Source organism: Vibrio zhugei, from assembly GCF_003716875.1.
GTDB lineage: Bacteria > Pseudomonadota > Gammaproteobacteria > Enterobacterales > Vibrionaceae > Vibrio > Vibrio zhugei.
The window spans coordinates 1,478,704-1,497,083 of sequence record NZ_CP033078.1 but is presented as its reverse complement, the minus strand read 5'-3'; the positions used below and the strand labels follow the sequence as shown (position 1 = coordinate 1,497,083).

The 18,380-nt window shown below is 44.3% G+C and carries 14 protein-coding genes and 1 pseudogene; 12 read left to right on the top strand and 3 right to left on the bottom strand.

What is annotated here, in order from left to right; translation table 11 throughout:
* Nucleotides 1-49: 49 nt before the first annotated feature.
* Both EAE30_RS12140 and EAE30_RS12135 read left to right on the top strand, forming a co-directional pair.
* Nucleotides 50-646, top strand: a complete 597-nt coding sequence (locus EAE30_RS12140) for a DUF4123 domain-containing protein (RefSeq protein ID WP_123016157.1) — start codon at nt 50-52, stop codon at nt 644-646.
* Nucleotides 647-659: 13 nt separating this feature from the next.
* Complete coding sequence (locus EAE30_RS12135; RefSeq protein WP_123016156.1) at nt 660-2,648, top strand: LysM peptidoglycan-binding domain-containing protein; 1,989 nt, start codon at nt 660-662, stop codon at nt 2,646-2,648.
* On the opposite strand, the gene EAE30_RS12130 is transcribed toward EAE30_RS12135, so the two are convergent.
* A complete protein-coding gene (locus tag EAE30_RS12130) occupies nt 2,617-3,564 on the bottom strand; it encodes an IS30 family transposase (RefSeq protein WP_123014135.1) in 948 nt (315 codons plus the stop codon). The two genes, EAE30_RS12135 and EAE30_RS12130, sit on opposite strands and share 32 nt — an antisense overlap.
* Nucleotides 3,565-3,703: 139 nt before the next feature.
* Between EAE30_RS12130 and EAE30_RS12125 the strand changes: the two genes are divergently transcribed.
* Entirely contained in the window at nt 3,704-4,372 is a 669-nt protein-coding gene (locus tag EAE30_RS12125; protein ID WP_164711851.1) for a hypothetical protein, read from the top strand.
* Between the two features lie 87 nt (nt 4,373-4,459).
* On the opposite strand, the gene EAE30_RS12120 is transcribed toward EAE30_RS12125, so the two are convergent.
* Nucleotides 4,460-5,416 (bottom strand): formylglycine-generating enzyme family protein, encoded by a 957-nt coding sequence (locus EAE30_RS12120; RefSeq protein WP_241967653.1) that lies wholly within the window; start codon nt 5,414-5,416, stop codon nt 4,460-4,462.
* A 121-nt stretch (nt 5,417-5,537) separates the two neighbouring features.
* Here EAE30_RS12120 and tssI point away from each other — a divergent pair, with 121 nt between their 5' ends.
* Genes tssI through EAE30_RS12105 form a run of 3 tightly spaced genes read left to right on the top strand, consistent with a single transcriptional unit; the run spans nt 5,538 to nt 10,226 of the window.
* Nucleotides 5,538-7,013, top strand: a complete 1,476-nt coding sequence (gene tssI / locus EAE30_RS12115; protein WP_390903949.1) for a type VI secretion system tip protein TssI/VgrG — start codon at nt 5,538-5,540, stop codon at nt 7,011-7,013.
* Nucleotides 6,995-7,591: a DUF4123 domain-containing protein gene (locus tag EAE30_RS12110; RefSeq protein WP_123016152.1), complete on the top strand. Its 597-nt coding sequence runs from the start codon at nt 6,995-6,997 to the stop codon at nt 7,589-7,591. The genes tssI and EAE30_RS12110 overlap by 19 nt, the downstream gene beginning before the upstream one ends.
* A 13-nt stretch (nt 7,592-7,604) precedes the next feature.
* Nucleotides 7,605-10,226 (top strand): LysM peptidoglycan-binding domain-containing protein, encoded by a 2,622-nt coding sequence (locus tag EAE30_RS12105; RefSeq protein WP_123016151.1) that lies wholly within the window; start codon nt 7,605-7,607, stop codon nt 10,224-10,226.
* A 53-nt stretch (nt 10,227-10,279) separates the two neighbouring features.
* On the opposite strand, the gene EAE30_RS12100 is transcribed toward EAE30_RS12105, so the two are convergent.
* On the bottom strand, nt 10,280-11,206 hold the full coding sequence (locus EAE30_RS12100; protein ID WP_241967651.1) for a formylglycine-generating enzyme family protein: 927 nt from the start codon (nt 11,204-11,206) through the stop codon (nt 10,280-10,282).
* Between the two features lie 249 nt (nt 11,207-11,455).
* Here EAE30_RS12100 and EAE30_RS12095 point away from each other — a divergent pair.
* From EAE30_RS12095 to otsA, 6 genes and pseudogenes are all read left to right on the top strand, one after another.
* Nucleotides 11,456-12,616, top strand: a pseudogene (locus EAE30_RS12095) (type VI secretion system Vgr family protein); the annotation flags it as partial.
* Between the two features lie 214 nt (nt 12,617-12,830).
* The gene (locus tag EAE30_RS12090; RefSeq protein ID WP_123014135.1) at nt 12,831-13,778 is read left to right on the top strand and encodes an IS30 family transposase; all 948 of its coding nucleotides are present in this window, start codon (nt 12,831-12,833) and stop codon (nt 13,776-13,778) included.
* 194 nt (nt 13,779-13,972) lie between these two features.
* Nucleotides 13,973-14,143 (top strand): hypothetical protein, encoded by a 171-nt coding sequence (locus tag EAE30_RS18780; protein ID WP_164711850.1) that lies wholly within the window; start codon nt 13,973-13,975, stop codon nt 14,141-14,143.
* Between the two features lie 284 nt (nt 14,144-14,427).
* Nucleotides 14,428-15,189: a trehalose-phosphatase gene (gene otsB, locus EAE30_RS12085; RefSeq protein WP_164711849.1), complete on the top strand. Its 762-nt coding sequence runs from the start codon at nt 14,428-14,430 to the stop codon at nt 15,187-15,189.
* Nucleotides 15,176-16,972: a glycoside hydrolase family 15 protein gene (locus EAE30_RS12080; RefSeq protein WP_123016147.1), complete on the top strand. Its 1,797-nt coding sequence runs from the start codon at nt 15,176-15,178 to the stop codon at nt 16,970-16,972. Before otsB ends, EAE30_RS12080 begins: the two co-directional genes overlap by 14 nt.
* Nucleotides 16,969-18,354 (top strand): alpha,alpha-trehalose-phosphate synthase (UDP-forming), encoded by a 1,386-nt coding sequence (otsA, locus tag EAE30_RS12075; RefSeq protein WP_123016146.1) that lies wholly within the window; start codon nt 16,969-16,971, stop codon nt 18,352-18,354. Before EAE30_RS12080 ends, otsA begins: the two co-directional genes overlap by 4 nt.
* Nucleotides 18,355-18,380 lie beyond the last annotated feature (26 nt).

The following is an 18,380-nucleotide window of genomic DNA, read 5'->3' as shown; positions in this document are numbered from 1 at the left end:
TTCGGGGCGAATTAACCAAAGAAATTTGTAATTGTGGAAAAGGTGGAACATGTCCAGTGCACCAATAAATCCCGAATGGCGAATTCATCCTTTTGATTTAAATTCACTTTATCATTCTCCAGCGCTTTATATGATTGTTGAAACGCTACTTTGGGAAGATTGGAAATTTAACTTATATAAACATGGTGTCGAGCCTGAATTTGCCCTTTTATTTCATACGACGCCTTATCAACATATTGATGAAGGACCGGTTGTGATGCGTATTACGCGCTCCAAGGAGTTGATTGATATGTGCGTTGAACACATGAATGCATCGCCGTGTGGGTGTTTTATTACGACGAGCGACGACATTGAATGGAAGACGTTACTGAGTACATTGCGTCAAGCCATAATGGCACCGAATGAAAGAACCGAAGTGTTATTGCGTTATTACGATCCAAGAACATTACTCCCTCTTTTAGCCGTAATGAGTGACGAAGAGCGCACTCAGTTATTTCCAGGCATTCAGCAGTTTATCTGGACATCACAGCAACAATGGCTTGTCTCTACGATGGATGCGGCCCAACAAAAAGATGAATCGCAGCCTTGGATCTTAACCGATGCAAAACTTGAACACATGCAAACTGTTTTAGACCAGTGGTCATAGGGGATAATTTTTAATGTCGAATTCTTACACGATACAATCGGGTGACACTCTTTTAGGCATTGCCGTTGAACACAATGTATTATTTGACGATATTCTCGCGTTGAATCCTGAATATCAAGCCAATCCTGATAAGATTTTTCCGGGGAAAACGATCCGTTTACCTGAAGAAGAGACACTCAAACACACGGAAGCAGCGAATCAAGTTCCGCCTCCTGGTATTTTGAGAGGTACCTGCGAAAAAGGCGCGATTAGCAGTGCGCCAACGTGTGTGGCGGAAGAGTTGGTCGATATCGTCTTTGTTTTAGATGACGAACATAAGCCAGCAGATTTTTATTGTCTCACGCAAAAAGATAAAGATTTACTGCTTGAAGAAGAGACCATCACACAAGGATTTATCAAGCAATTAAAAGAGTTAAATAGTAAAGCGCCCAACCCAGAGACAGCAACGGAAGAAGACGTTAAACAGCACATATTGGATCGTCAAGCTTGGTTAGAGTCGGTGATCAATGCGGGCGCTGTGGGGTATGGAGAAGACACGTCGAGTCATCAGCCTCAAGTCGCTTCGACAGGCGAGAGTACGAGTGAACCGTCGCAAGTTGCCACAACAGGCGAGAGTGATACATCGGGGAATAAGTCTGGTCTTGATAAGGATGAAAATAAGAAACAGATCGAATCAAGGATTGAAGAAATAAGCCAAAAAATTGGATTTGTCGATGAATATACCCATGAGTTTTTTCAAGATAAATCTGGCAAAATTATCGGCGAAAAACTGCTTGCTGAGCTCGAAGATGATCAACAATATTGGCAATCATTATTGGATAAAGCAGAAAAAAAATCAGTCTCGGCCACGAAACAAAAAGTAGATTTAAACGATTTTGCTCATATTAGAAAGAAAACATTGAAACCAGCAGCAACCGATCATATCAAAGAGATTGTAGTGGCGGGCGAGAATCGGACGATATATGTGCGTCCTCAGTTTTTATTGAGAGAAAAAGATAAACATTGGGTTTCGAATACATCGGATGTCGGTTTCAAAGAAGCGTTGGATGCATTGGATCCGCAGAAATTTAAAAAGAAACTCCAAGAGAGCCTAAGACAAGATTTATTTAAAAATAAAGAGATCCCCAAAACGCTCAAAGCCAATCTTGCGAAGTGGGAGGTCGAAGGGTGGAACTGGGTCGCATGGGAGGCGCATGGTTACCTCAATAATAGTGATGGTAAAACGGTATTTGCTTTAAGTAGTAGTGCCCAATTATTCCGCTGGGCGGCTCAGGCCAGCGCTGGTAGCAAATTAGAGTTACAAGATGGTGTCTCGGCGGACATTGGTGTGGGGGCCGACGCCTCGTTTTCATTGGCAGAGGCGGCGGTCAAAACAGAAGCCTACGTGCCTTATAAGCAAGGGTGGGAGCTCAGTTTAACCTACCAAAATGAGAAAAAAGAGGATTGTCGTTATTCATTTGGGCGTTTCCGATTTAAAGCGGCGATTGAGCTCAGTGCATTTCTTGGTGTGACGGCATCCGGGAATGTGGGGGCGGCTGCGACGACCGATAAAAAGGTGGAAAACCCGAACCCTGGTACGGATATTATTATTGCGCCCAACGTTAGCATTGAGCCACAACGTAAAACTGAGAATACTCCCGGCGGCAATATCGGTGTCAAGGCGGGCGGCTTTGCAGGCGCCCAATTGGGCGGGCAGGTCACAGGCGCAGTTGAGTGGTTAGATCCGGATGATGCCCCCAAACTTGATTTTTCCGCGTTAGCGCAAGTGTCTGCAGAAGGCAATGTGGCCTTTGGTGCCGGCGCGGGCGTCGATTTTCAGCTAGCTTTAATTGACAACAGTAAATTTTATTTACATTGCTCTGCACAAGTGGTTTGGGGCCCTGGTGCCAAAGGCGGATTTGCCACAGAAATCGATGGCGATAAATTATTTGATTCCCGAATTCAACTGCGAAGTGCGACACTCTCCAATATCAAGAAGCTAAAGCCATCTCCTCAAATATAATGGCTGCCTGCTTGAAGCCTAAACACTTTCTCGGACGGTAATTTATCCGCGATAAAGCGAACTCTATATCGATGTCCGTCACTGTCGTTAGATCGGTTCCTTTCTTCACATATTGCCTTAAAAGACCGTTCGCATTCTCATTAGCACCACGCTCCCAAGAACTGTACGGATGAGCAAAGTACACATCAGCCTTTAATTCTTTTGCGATGGTTTCATGACCTGCAAACTCTCGCCCGTTATCTGCCGTAATGGTATGGACATGTTTCTTATAGGGCTTCAGTAGCTCTATTGTCGCTTTGGTGACATCATCCGCTGACTTAGATGGCACTTTCTTTACCACGTAAAATCGAGTCTTACGCTCTAAAATAGTCACCATTGCACCTGTACCATGCTTACCTAGCACAGTGTCGATTTCCCAGTCACCAAACCGCTCCTTACTGTCAACGATGCTTGGTCTATCATCAATCGAAACGGCATTTTTTATCGCTGGAGCTTTCTCTTGTTTACCTCGGCGATACCGCTTATGACCTTGTCTCAAGTGACGATATAACTTACCGCCCAAGCGTTTATCTTGAGCAACAAAGCGATAGATCCACTCATGACTGACAGATGCACCAATTTTCGTTAATACATTAGAAATCTGCTCTGGACTCCAATCTGTTTCTAAAAGAAGGCGGATAAAATCGACACGTTCCTTTGGTATTCGGTATTTACGTGCTGTTTTGCGCTTTTTGGTAGACGACATCTGGGCTTCGTTAGGGCAATAATGCTCTCCCTTCCGACCGCGTTTAAGCTCACGGTATACCGTCGAGCGGTGGCACTGAACTGTTTTAGCTATTTCAGGAACCGAAATTCCCCGTTCCAAAAGAGCAGAAATCTGGTATCTTCTGCCTTCGGTCAACTGTTGATAATTCATGGTAGTACTGCTTGTTTCTTTGGCGAGAAGAGCGTACCACTTTCAGCAGTTGGCTTCCTCTTCTACATATTTCCATGAATGTCGCACTTATTATCTGAAATCGGGTTTATTTATTGTCCTCGCTAAAGGGTTACAGTATGTGGATTATCGACAATTAAAAAATATAGCAGAAGATGTATATAAATATTTCCAAGATTCTACTTATGTTGCTTTTGCTTCTGAGCTGATTGATGATCCAAGTAGTATCATTACTAAATATATGAACAAGGGATTTGATTTTTTTGATCGCTATTTTGATGCAGAAAGAGCATTAAGAGAAGAAGCATTGAACATTGCTGACAATGTATTAAATGACAATAGCCAAGTATGGGAAAAGTACGATCAATCATTACTGTTACCAGAAACGATTGCCATGATGTTGCATACTTTAGTCACTGACTTTTTCTGGAAATCCACAGAAAAGCAAGAAAAAGCCATTTGCTATTTATTAAGTAACACCGTGACAAGTTGGCGTAAATTATCGGAAATATTATGCCGCATGAATAAAGACGGTCATAAAGAAGGCAAAGTGAACGCTATGATTGCTAATTTAAAACGCATTAATGCGATATTAGATGGCGATCAGCAAGATGAATTTGATGATTGGATTTTAGAGTTAAGCGTTAAAGATAAACGAGATCTACTCAATAGAGACGGTCGCTTAGCATTTACGCCATTAACTGGCGATCAGTTCAGAAATAAAGAAGCCGAAGTGAGAGGTAAGATTGCTCGCCTAACGACACCGGATTCGAATGAGTATTTTGTATAAGTTTCTATTTATATGCTAGGTATCGAGTTTTCTCGATACCTAATGTTTATCTGTAATAGCTCAGACTTCTTAATCTGACAGTTATCGTTAATTTGCTGCACATCTAAAGCTGTCGCTTATTGAATGATGTTTCAGTTGTGGATCTTGACCTCCTCGGCCAAAGACTCTGACGGCTCTACCAGAACGAACAATTTTTTGAGCCCCTTTTTCTGGTCCTTGGGGGTTTTTTATTGGAGAATGTAGATAGTAATCTTTACTATACCAATCATTAACCCATTGTCTATTGACGCTTGTCATATCATAAAGGCCTAATGGGTTTGGAGGGTAAATACCTATATTTTCTATACTTAACGAGGCGTTGACTTCATTATCTGTATATTCAACATATTTCTTGGTTTTGGGGTCATAATAACTGCCTTCGCGAACCTGACGATAGCCGGTATTCGTGGCATAATACACATGTTTCCCACGGCTACGCGCGGCATATTCCCATTGGGCTTCTGTAGGGAGATCGAAATTGATTGTTGAAATTTTCCTAAGCCACAAACAATAATCTTTGGCTTCTTGCCAGCTTTTGGTTGACGCCGGACGATTTGATTTATGATCGACTCTGTCTTGGTAATCTGGGTCACTGCGTTTTACTTGGCGTTTTTCATGAAACGCATACAGCGCAACTGGTAATTGGTTAATTTTACGCATCCATTCCATATCGCCAAATGAGGTCATATATTTTGATATGGAATAGGAATCAAGCGTAACTTTATGAAGGTGTTGCGCGCCATTCGCTACGCTTGCAGGAGAGGCTAAACAGCTGGCATCGGGCGACCAATCCATGCGAGTGAACGTTTTTGATGGAATATTACAGTTGGTTTTAAAATCGCCCATGTCAAAGGTGCCACCTTTAACATACACCAAGTTTTCGACGGCGCGGACCACCACATCGGCGGCTTTTTCTTTCAGATCTTTAGAGGCATCCGGGTACAGGGTATTAATATTGTCAACAATCGTCTTCACCTGTTTTTTCGACAATGTCTCGCTAGTCACGTCCAGATCATTGGATTGCGACTGACAACCAACGAGTAATATAGGTAGAGTAAGCCAATAGAGTTTCATAGCGCAAAATAATGGTATTTGAATGATGGTATTATTGTAATCGATTGACGGTTTGCTTTCAGTAGCCACGCACAAATTAACAAGAATTTGTCATTATAATTGGGAGCATGCTCGCTCTGTATCTATAGGAGCAATCGCTATATTATTACATAAAAGAGGTAAACCGACCTATACGTTTGCACAAAGCGCCGTTGCCTCAGATATTGATTATCAATTATCCGGGTATGAGCATTATGATGCGCCAGGTCGCTATAAAGACGACGAAAGCGGTAAAGCGTTTAATGCTATTCGTCTTGCTTATCTACGCCGTGAATCGCAAACGCTCACAGGGAAAAGTAACCAGCAATGTTTACAAGCTGGGTATCAATTTTCGCTGACTGAGCATCTGAACGATGAGTTGAATCGCGATTATTTAGTGGTTGGGCTGAGCGTGCAAGGTGAACAGCCACAAGCCTTAGAAGAAGAAGGCGGTTCAGGCGCAACCACGTATGCGAACCAGTTTACGGTGATCCCCGCGACGCTCACTTGGCAAGCCAAGCCCACCCCGAAACCGCAAGTGGATGGCCCGATGATTGCGTTTGTGGTGGGGCCGGATGGCGAAGAAATCTTTTGTGATGAGCACGGCCGCGTTAAATTGCATTTCCCGTGGGATCGCTATTCCAACAGTGATGAGCAAAGCTCTTGCTGGGTGCGCGTGTCTCAAGGTTGGGCGGGCAGCCAATATGGGATGTCCGCCATTCCGCGTATTGGTCATGAAGTGATTGTGTCATTTTTAAATGGCGATCCGGATCAACCGATTGTGACGGGTGGGACCTACAACGAGAACAACATTCCGCCGTACGTATTACCGGATCATAAAACCAAGACAGTGCTTCGCACTGAAACCCATCAAGGGGATGGCTACAACGAGCTGAGTTTTGAAGATCAGGTGGATGAAGAAACCATCTTCTTACACGCGCAGAAAGATTACGACGGCATCACCAACAATGACCATACGCGTGTGGTGCACAATGATAAGCACCTTACTGTTGACCGACATGACTACACCAAGGTCAAGCGCAATCAGCATGAATCGACCAAAGGCGAAAGCCGCACCGCAGTGGATAAAAACCGCACCTTTGTGATTGATGGCGACATGCACGTGAAAGCGGGCAAAGTGTGGGTGAATGAATCGGGCACGGAAATTCATATCAAAGCCGGTCAAAAAGTGGTGATTGAATCCGGCGCAGAAATTACCGCGGTGGCCGGTGGCAGCTTTGTCAAAGTCGATCCAGCAGGCGTGCATCTTTCTGGCGCGGGCATTAATCTCAACTGTGGCCTGGTGGCGAAGTTGCCAGGTGGTGTGGACGCGGCCGATGCCCCTGAGGAAGCGGTTGCTTACACAGCGACACCCAGTCAGTCTGGGTTATCCCCTAACGTTTATACCGCAGTCACGCCCGGTACTTATAGTCAAATGGTTTCAAACGGCGAATTAACCAAAGAAATTTGTAATTGTGGAAAAGGTGGAACATGTCCAGTGCACCAATAAATCCCGAATGGCGAATTTATCCTTTTGATTTAGATTCACTCTATCATTCGCCCGCTCTTTATATGATCGTTGAAACGCTACTTTGGGAAGATTGGAAATTTAACTTATATAAACATGGTGTCGAGCCTGAATTTGCCCCTTTATTTCATACGACGCCTTATCAACATATTGATGAAGGACCGGTTGTGATGCGTATTACGCGCTCCAAGGAATTGATTGATATGTGCGTGGAACACATGAATGCATCGCCGTGTGGGTGTTTTATTACGACGAGCGACGACATTGAATGGAAGACGTTACTGAGTACATTGCGTCAAGCCATAATGGCACCGAATGAAAGAACCGAAGTGTTATTGCGTTATTACGATCCAAGAACATTACTCCCTCTTTTAGCCGTAATGAGTGACGAAGAGCGCACTCAGTTATTTCCAGGCATTCAGCAGTTTATTTGGACGTCACAGCAACAATGGCTTGTCTCTACGATGGATGCGGCCCAACAAAAAGATGAATCGCAGCCTTGGATCTTAACCGATGCAAAACTTGAACACATGCAAACTGTTTTAGACCAGTGGTCATAGGGGATAATTTTTAATGTCGAATTCTTACACGATACAATCGGGTGACACTCTTTTAGGCATTGCCGTTGAACACAATGTATTATTTGACGATATTCTCGCGTTGAATCCTGAATATCAAGCCAATCCTGATAAGATTTTTCCGGGGAAAACGATCCGTTTACCTGAAGAAGAGACACTCAAACAAACGGAAGCAGCGAATCAAGTTCCGCCTCCTGGTATTTTGAGAGGTACCTGCGAAAAAGGCGCGATTAGCAGTGCGCCAACGTGTGTGGCGGAAGAGTTGGTCGATATCGTCTTTGTTTTAGATGACGAACATAAGCCAGCAGATTTTTATTGTCTCACGCAAAAAGATAAAGATTTACTGCTTGAAGAAGAGACCATCACACAAGGATTTATCAAGCAATTAAAAGAGTTAAATAGTAAAGCGCCCAACCCAGAGACAGCAACGGAAGAAGACGTTAAACAGCACATATTGGATCGTCAAGCTTGGTTAGAGTCGGTGATCAATGCGGGCGCTGTGGGGTATGGAGAAGACACGTCGAGTCATCAGCCTCAAGTCGCTTCGACAGGCGAGAGTACGAGTGAACCGTCGCAAGTTGCCACAACAGGCGAGAGTGATACATCGGGGAATAAGTCTGGTCTTGATAAGGATGAAAATAAGAAACAGATCGAATCAAGGATTGAAGAAATAAGCCAAAAAATTGGATTTGTCGATGAATATACCCATGAGTTTTTTCAAGATAAATCTGGCAAAATTATCGGCGAAAAACTGCTTGCTGAGCTCGAAGATGATCAACAATATTGGCAATCATTATTGGATAAAGCAGAAAAAAAATCAGTCTCGGCCACGAAACAAAAAGTAGATTTAAACGATTTTGCTCATATTAGAAAGAAAACATTGAAACCAGCAGCAACCGATCATATCAAAGAGATTGTAGTGGCGGGCGAGAATCGGACGATATATGTGCGTCCTCAGTTTTTATTGAGAGAAAAAGATAAACATTGGGTTTCGAATACATCGGATGTCGGTTTCAAAGAAGCGTTGGATGCATTGGATCCGCAGAAATTTAAAAAGAAACTCCAAGAGAGCCTAAGACAAGATTTATTTAAAAATAAAGAGATCCCCAAAACGCTCAAAGCCAATCTTGCGAAGTGGGAGGTCGAAGGGTGGAACTGGGTCGCATGGGAGGCGCATGGTTACCTCAATAATAGTGATGGTAAAACGGTATTTGCTTTAAGTAGTAGTGCCCAATTATTCCGCTGGGCGGCTCAGGCCAGCGCTGGTAGCAAATTAGAGTTACAAGATGGTGTCTCGGCGGACATTGGTGTGGGGGCCGACGCCTCGTTTTCATTGGCAGAGGCGGCGGTCAAAACAGAAGCCTACGTGCCTTATAAGCAAGGGTGGGAGCTCAGTTTAACCTACCAAAATGAGAAAAAAGAGGATTGTCGTTATTCATTTGGGCGTTTCCGATTTAAAGCGGCGATTGAGCTCAGTGCATTTCTTGGTGTGACGGCATCCGGGAATGTGGGGGCGGCTGCGACGACCGATAAAAAGGTGGAAAACCCGAACCCTGGTACGGATATTATTATTGCGCCCAACGTTAGCATTGAGCCACAACGTAAAACTGAGAATACTCCCGGCGGCAATATCGGTGTCAAGGCGGGCGGCTTTGCAGGCGCCCAATCGGGCGGGCAGGTCACAGGCGCAGTTGAGTGGTTAGATCCGGATGATGCCCCCAAACTTGATTTTTCCGCGTTAGCGCAAGTGTCTGCAGAAGGCAATGTGGCCTTTGGTGCCGGCGCGGGCGTCGATTTTCAGCTAGCTTTAATTGACAACAGTAAATTTTATTTACATTGCTCTGCACAAGTGGTTTGGGGCCCTGGTGCCAAAGGCGGATTTGCCACAGAAATTGATGTGGGCAAATTGTTTGATTTGTTTATTGTTATCGCTAAAGGGTTACAGTATGTAGATTATCGTCAGTTAAGAAACATTGAGCCTCCAGTATACGAATATTTTAAAAACTCGACTTATGTTGCTTTTGCCTCTGAACTGATTGATGACCCCAGTGAAACCTTTACTAAATATATGGGGAAAGGGTTTGATTTCTTTGAGGACTATTTCGCTAGAAGAAGAAAAGTAAGAGAAGACGCCTTGAAAATAGCAGATAATGTATTGAATGATAATAGCCAAGTATGGGAAAAATATGATCAGTCATTACTCTTTCCGGAAACAATTGGCATGATGTTGCATACTCTTGTGACTGATTTTTTCTGGAAGTCCACAGAAAAGCAAGAGAAAGCTATTTGTTACCTATTAAGTAACACAGTCACAAGTTGGCGTAAGTTGTCGGAAGTATTATGCCGGATGAATAAAGATGGTCATAAAGAAGGCAACGTGGATGCTATGATTGCTAATTTAAAACGCATTAATGCGATATTAGATGGCGATCAGCAAGATGAATTTGATGATTGGATTTTAGAGTTAAGCGTTAAAGATAAACGAGATTTACTCAACAGAGACGGTCGCTTAGCATTTACGCCATTAACTGGCGATCAGTTCAGAAATAAAGAAGCCGAAGTGAGAGGTAAGATTGCTCGTCTAACGACACCGGATTCGAATGAGTATTTTGTATAAGTTTATATTTATATACTAGGTATCGAGTTATATCGATACCTAGTATATAATAGTTAATTTGCTGAACAACGAAAACTATAATTTACTGAATGGTATTTCAGTTGTGGATCTTGACCTCTTCGGCCAAATACTCTAACGGCTACACCACTGCGAACAACCTTTTCAGAGCCTGTTTTTGGTCCTTTTGGGTTTTTTTCAGGAGAGTGTAGGTAGTAATTCTTACTATACCAATCATTAACCCATTGTTTATTGACACTCGTCATATCATAAAGGCCTAATGGATTAGGGGGATAGACACCTATCTTTTCAATATGATTCGAGGCGTTCACTTGATTGTTGTTATATTCAACATATTTTTGGGTTTTGGGATTATAGTAACTGCCTTCGCGAACCTGGCGATAGCCGGTATTCGTTGCATAATACACATGTTTCCCACGGCTACGCGCGGCGTATTCCCACTGAGCTTCGGTAGGGAGGTCGAACTTGATTGTTGAAATTTTGCCAAGCCACAAACAATAATCTTTGGCTTCTTGCCAGCTTTTGGTTGACGCGGGGTAATCTGAAGCATAATCGACTCTGTCTTGGTAATCTGCATCGCTGCGTTTTACTTGACGTTTTTCATGAAACGCATACAGCGCAACTGGTAATTGGTTGATTTTATGCATCCATTCCATATCACCGAATGAAGTCATATATTTCGAGATAGAGTAGGAATCAAGCGTAACTTGGTGTAAATGTTGCGCGCCATTCGCCACGCTTGCAGGAGAGGCTAAACAGCTGGCATCCGGTGACCAATCCATGCGGTCAAACGTTTTTGATGGAATATTACAGTTGGTTTTAAAATCGCCCATATCAAAGGTGCCACCTTTAACATACACCAAGTTTTCGACGGCGCGGATGACCACATCGGCGGCTTTTTCTTTCAGATTTTTAGAGGCATCCGGGTACAGGGTGTTAATATTATCAACAATCGTATTCACCTGCTTTTTTGACAATGTCTCGCTAGTCACGTCCAGATCATTGGATTGCGACTGACAACCAACGAGTAATATAGGTAGAGTAAGCCAATAGAGTTTCATAGCGCAAAATAATGGTATTTGAATGATGGTATTATGGTAATCGATTTATAGTTTACCTTCAGTAGCAGCGTAAGATTTAACAAGAACTTGTCATTATAATGGGAGCATGCTCGCCATATAGGTATAGGAGCAATTCGCTATACCGAGTTCAATCGCGATTATTTAGTGGTTGGGCTGAGCGTGCAAGGTGAACAGCCACAAGCCTTAGAAGAAGAAGGCGGCTCAGGCGCGACAACGTATGCGAACCAGTTTACGGTGATCCCCGCGACGCTCACTTGGCAAGCTAAGCCCACCCCGAAACCGCAAGTGGATGGCCCGATGATTGCGTTTGTGGTGGGGCCGGATGGCGAAGAAATCTTTTGTGATGAGCACGGCCGCGTTAAATTGCATTTCCCGTGGGATCGCTATTCCAACAGTGATGAGCAAAGCTCTTGCTGGGTGCGCGTGTCCCAAGGTTGGGCGGGCAGCCAATATGGCATGTCCGCCATTCCGCGCATTGGTCATGAAGTGATTGTGTCATTTTTAAATGGCGATCCGGATCAACCGATTGTGACGGGTGGGACCTACAACGAGAACAACATTCCGCCGTACGTATTACCGGATCATAAAACCAAGACAGTGCTGCGCACTGAAACCCATCAAGGGGATGGCTACAACGAGCTGAGTTTTGAAGATCAGGTGGATGAAGAAACCATCTTCTTACACGCGCAGAAAGATTACGACGGCATCACCAACAATGACCATACGCGTGTAGTGCACAATGACAAGCACCTTACCGTTGACCGACATGACTACACCAAGGTCAAGCGCAATCAGCATGAATCGACCAAAGGCGAAAGCCGCACCGCAGTGGATAAAAACCGCACCTTTGTGATTGATGGTGATATGCACGTGAAAGCGGGCAAAGTATGGGTCAATGAATCGGGCAGTGAAATTCATATCAAAGCGGGCCAAAAAGTGGTGATTGAATCTGGAGCGGAAATTACCGCCGTGGCCGGTGGCAGTTTTGTGAAAGTCGACCCAGCGGGGGTGCATCTTTCTGGCGCGGGTATCAACCTTAACTCAGGCGGTAGCGCCGGCGCCGGCAGCGGCTTTAGTGGATTGGTAGCTAAGTTGCCAGGGGGCGTGGACGCGGCCGATGCCCCCGAGGAAGCGGTTGCTTACACAGCCACACCCAGTCAGTCTGGGTTATCCCCTAACGTTTATACCGCAGTCACGCCCGGTACTTATAGTCAAATGGTTTCAAACGGCGAATTAACCAAAGAAATTTGTAATTGTGGAAAAGGTGGAACATGTCCAGTGCACCAATAAATCCCGAATGGCGAATTCATCCTTTTGATTTAAATTCACTTTATCATTCTCCAGCGCTTTATATGATTGTTGAAACGCTACTTTGGGAAGATTGGAAATTTAACTTATACCCGATTTCAGATAATAAGTGCGACATTCATGGAAATATGTAGAAGAGGAAGCCAACTGCTGAAAGTGGTACGCTCTTCTCGCCAAAGAAACAAGCAGTACTACCATGAATTATCAACAGTTGACCGAAGGCAGAAGATACCAGATTTCTGCTCTTTTGGAACGGGGAATTTCGGTTCCTGAAATAGCTAAAACAGTTCAGTGCCACCGCTCGACGGTATACCGTGAGCTTAAACGCGGTCGGAAGGGAGAGCATTATTGCCCTAACGAAGCCCAGATGTCGTCTACCAAAAAGCGCAAAACAGCACGTAAATACCGAATACCAAAGGAACGTGTCGATTTTATCCGCCTTCTTTTAGAAACAGATTGGAGTCCAGAGCAGATTTCTAATGTATTAACGAAAATTGGTGCATCTGTCAGTCATGAGTGGATCTATCGCTTTGTTGCTCAAGATAAACGTTTGGGCGGTAAGTTATATCGTCACTTGAGACAAGGTCATAAGCGGTATCGCCGAGGTAAACAAGAGAAAGCTCCAGCGATAAAAAATGCCGTTTCGATTGATGATAGACCAAGCATCGTTGACAGTAAGGAGCGGTTTGGTGACTGGGAAATCGACACTGTGCTAGGTAAGCATGGTACAGGTGCAATGGTGACTATTTTAGAGCGTAAGACTCGATTTTACGTGGTAAAGAAAGTGCCATCTAAGTCAGCGGATGATGTCACCAAAGCGACAATAGAGCTACTGAAGCCCTATAAGAAACATGTCCATACCATTACGGCAGATAACGGGCGAGAGTTTGCAGGTCATGAAACCATCGCAAAAGAATTAAAGGCTGATGTGTACTTTGCTCATCCGTACAGTTCTTGGGAGCGTGGTGCTAATGAGAATGCGAACGGTCTTTTAAGGCAATATGTGAAGAAAGGAACCGATCTAACGACAGTGACGGACATCGATATAGAGTTCGCTTTATCGCGAATAAATTACCGTCCGAGAAAGTGTTTAGGCTTCAAGCAGGCAGCGATTATATTTGAGGAGATGGCTTTAGCTTCTTGATATTGGAGAGTGTCGCACTTCGCAGTTGAATTCGGGAATTACCGTCCGAGAAAGTGTTTAGGCTTCAAGCAGGCAGCCATTATATTTGAGGAGATGGCTTTAGCTTCTTGATATTGGAGAGTGTCGCACTTCGCAGTTGAATTCGGGGACAACTTGCGGCAAGAACGAATGCAACAACGAATGAGATTATCACCATGGTTTCTGAAAATTTATCGAAAACAGAGTCAACGGTGAATCTGATCACTGAGTGTCAATCGCAAACCACTGAAGCATTGGATTCTTCTAATAGTGCAGGAGAGGTCATTCAAGAGATTGAGCTCGGTGCAGATAGAGTCAATGATGCGATTCAACACATGAAAATGTAATATTTATTAGGCATAACGATGAGAGGCATATATAAGGTGTCGGTCGTTTTCAAGACAATAAATAACTAGGATGGCGGGCCGAGTGCCCGCTATTTTTTTTGCCACATTACTTGATGGAATTGTTATTTAAATATTCATTATATTCGAATTTTTTTTAATTTTTGTTGTCAGATAAAACTGTGAATGGGTTAACGCTATAGAACTAAATGCAATTTTTTTCAAGATTGTTTTATTAAGTTTATCACGTTATTGTAATTATGAACTTACAAAAAGCGAGCAAGGAAATGAATAAGACATTACCCCCGCTGCCTTTTGACAACGTTGCACTTTTTTTCGACTTTGATGGAACGTTAGTCGAGCTTCAAGCTACTCCGGAAGCCGTGATCGTCGGCGATGAATTACGCACATTAGTCACATCGTTAGGCAGAGAACTCAACCAAGCGCTAGCGTTAATTTCAGGGCGCAGTTTGGACTCGTTAGATCACTTACTTGCCATGCCGACAGTCAATGTCAGTGGCAGCCATGGCATGCAATTTAGATGTGGATCATCCGGTGATACATTTCTTCATCCCAATACGGTGACATTGCCTGATGCATTAATTAAAGATTGCCAACAATTTTGTCACAAGCATGATTTATTGCTCGAAGATAAACCGTTGACGGTAGCCATTCATTACCGTTCAAAACCCGAAATGGAAAACCAAGTAGAAGCGTATCTCCAGCAGTTAGCTGCCCGTTTTTCTTCATTGGATCTGAGTATCCAAGCAGGAAAACGTATCCGAGAACTCAAGCCCTCTGGTATCAATAAAGCTTCCGCACTCGACTACTTCATGAGTCAACCCCAATTCAAAGACAGAACCCCCTGGTATTTTGGTGATGATGTCACCGATGAAGATGCGTTTACATGGGTTAATGAGCGACATGGCGTGTCAGTCAAAATTGGTGAGGGCGAATCGAATGCGCAATATCACTTAGCATCACCACAAGAGGTGATGGCTTTTCTTCAAGACAGACTAGCGGTAAGGGATAACCATGATAGAAAATAATTTGGATTTAGCACTGATCGGTAACTGTCGAATTAGTGCTCTGATCGATAAAATGGGTGAGGTCGTGTGGTCTTGCATGCCACGGTTTGACAGTGACCCGGTCTTTGCTTCGTTACTAAAAACGGGAGATAAGTCTGAGCTTATCGGGACTTATGGGATTGATCTTGATGGCTTTTCTCACAGTGAGCAGCAATACCGTAAAAACACCGCCATTCTAGAAACTACGTTGTATGATTTGCAGGGTAACAGCGTCAAAATAGTCGATTTTGCCCCTCGCTTAATGTTGTATGGACGTATGCACCGACCTGTGACTTTAATGAGGATTTTAACGCCTGTTGGTTCGCCGCGCATACGCATTCGTTTACGCCCTGCAGACAATGAGAATAATCAGGCCTACAAAAGGATTGAAGGCACCAATCATATTAAATACACCAGCGATACTCTGTCACTGAGGTTGACGACGGATTTATCCGTCTCCAGTATCTATGATGAGAGCTGGTTTATTTTAGACAGTGAATCGCATTTAGTCCTTGGTAATGATGAGAGCCTAGAAGAGCCGATTCAACAGCTTTCACAGCGATTCGCTAATGAAACCGAGCTGCATTGGCGAAGTTGGGTGTACAACTTAGCGATTCCATTTGAGTGGCAAGATGCGGTCATCCGCTCGGCCATTACGCTCAAACTCAGCGCCTTTGAGGATACTGGGGCCATTGTGGCCGCCATGACGACCTCTATTCCTGAAGCTAAAGATACCGAACGTAACTGGGATTATCGTTTCTGTTGGTTGCGTGATAGTTACTTCACCGTGCATGCGCTGAATCGTTTAGGTGTCACAGCGACAATGGAGCAGTATCTGCGTTACTTAGTTAATCTCGCTACCCATATCGATGATCAGTATCTACAGCCAGTATTTTGTATCAATGGCCGTAAACAGATGGAAGAGAAGATCGTTGATAAGCTGGATGGATATCGAGGCATGGGGCCCGTTCGTTTTGGAAATCAAGCGGCGGATCAAATCCAGCATGATGTCTACGGTGCCGTGGTACTTTCCGCCACGCAGATGTTTTTTGATGAGAGGATTCGCAAACCGGATGACAAACGCCTATTTCCTATTTTAGAGAAAGTCGGTGAGAAAGCCGTGCAGTACTTTGACCAGCCTGATGCGGGGTTGTGGGAGTTACGTGGCAGTCAGCATATTCATACTTTTTCGAGCATCATGTGTTGGGCTGCAGCGGATCGTCTCGCCAAGATCGCTCACAACTTACAATTGCCCGGCCGTCAAGAGTATTGGCGCAAACATGCAGACACGATTAAAGCGACCATTGATGAAAAAGCCTTTAATCGTGAGCTTAATAGCTACACGGCAACATGGGGCGGCGATACCATGGATGCGAGCCTACTGTTAGCTTGTTCACTGGGGTTTGTGTCTGGAGACGACCCTCGTTTCGTCGGGACGGTAGAAGCTATTGAAAGCCATTTACGTCCAAAAGGTAGCAAATACATTTTCCGATATGTGGTGGAAGATGACTTTGGTGAGCCAGAAAATGCGTTCACGATTTGTTCTTTCTGGTACATCGAAGCCTTATCCGCGATCGGTCGTCAAGCCGAAGCCCGTGCCTTGTTTGAAGATTTACTCGAGCGACGTAATCACGTTGGGTTACTGTCTGAAGATCTTGAACCCGATACTGGAGAGTTATGGGGTAACTTCCCACAAACTTACAGCATGGTTGGTATTATTAACTGCGCGCGTATGTTGAGTAAGCGTTGGGAGGAAGAATTATGAGTCGTTTAGTGGTGGTATCCAATCGTGTTGCGAGACCCGAAGCACTGAAAGGTGGGGCGCAAGGCGGACTCGCAGTGGGTGTGTTAGCGGCCATGTCGGAAGCGGGGGGGTTATGGTTTGGCTGGAATGGCCGTATTGAAAACCGACCCACAACCGACGTCCGTGAAGAGCGCAAGGATAATATTGACTTCGTCACTATAGGTTTGCGGCAAAAAGAGTATCAAAACTTTTACGCGGGTTTTTCGAATAACGTGATTTGGCCGCTTTTCCACCAGCGACCGGATTTGATGCGTTATCGTAATCATTACCGCGCGGGATATCTGGGCGTTAATCGTAAATATGCCAATCATTTATTGTCCTACTTGCGTCCAGATGACACCATTTGGATTCATGATTATCAGTTAATTCCTATGGCAAAAATGCTGCGTGAAGCGGGAGTGACGTGTCCGATTGGCTTCTTTTTGCATACGCCGTTTCCGGCCTTTGATTTGCTACGAGCGTTACCCTGTTACGAAAAAATGCTCGAAGAGTTATTAAATTATGACCTTGTCGGCTTTCATACTGGTATTGATGAACATAACTACCATGAAGCGATTCGGGTGGCGTGTCAGGGGAATACTGTCGATGGCCATGTCACCTGTGGCGACCATCAACAACAAACGGGTGTTTATCCCATTGGTGTTGCACCAGATGCAATTGTTGAATCCGCCAGTCGTGGACAAAGTACCCAAGAATATAAACAACTGAGAAAAGAGCTTGGAGATCGTAAGCTCATTATTGGAGTTGATAGGCTGGATTACAGTAAAGGTATCTTCCATCGCTTTCAGTCTTATGACTTGCTTTTGAAGAACAATCCAAAATTACATCGTAAGTTGGTGTATATGCAGGTCGCTCCGACGTCGCGTGGCGATGTAAAAGCTTACGCACAATTGGCTCAACAAGTTGAACAATCAGCCGGACATGTTAATGGTACTTACGCCGATTTTGATTGGACTCCGATTCGTTATATCAACCGCGGATTTCGACGTAAAACCATCATTGCTCTCTACAATATGTCGCATATTGGTTTTGTGACGCCCTTGCGTGATGGTATGAATTTGGTTGCGAAAGAATATGTGGCGGCGCAAAACCCAGAGGATCCTGGCGTATTAGTGCTCTCAAAAATGGCTGGCGCGGCGGAAGAGTTAGACGGTGCGTTGATCGTCAATCCCTACGATATTGAGAGTGTATCGGAGGCATTGGCGAAAGCGATACAAATGCCGCTTGAAGAACGTATTGACCGTTGGAAACGGATGATGGAAGTGTTGCATCGTAATGATATCGATACTTGGCAGAGACGCTTCAGGCAAGATTTGAAAGTGCACCCGCATCCCGCACTCTAAACGAAAACAAAGCCAGCATGATGGAT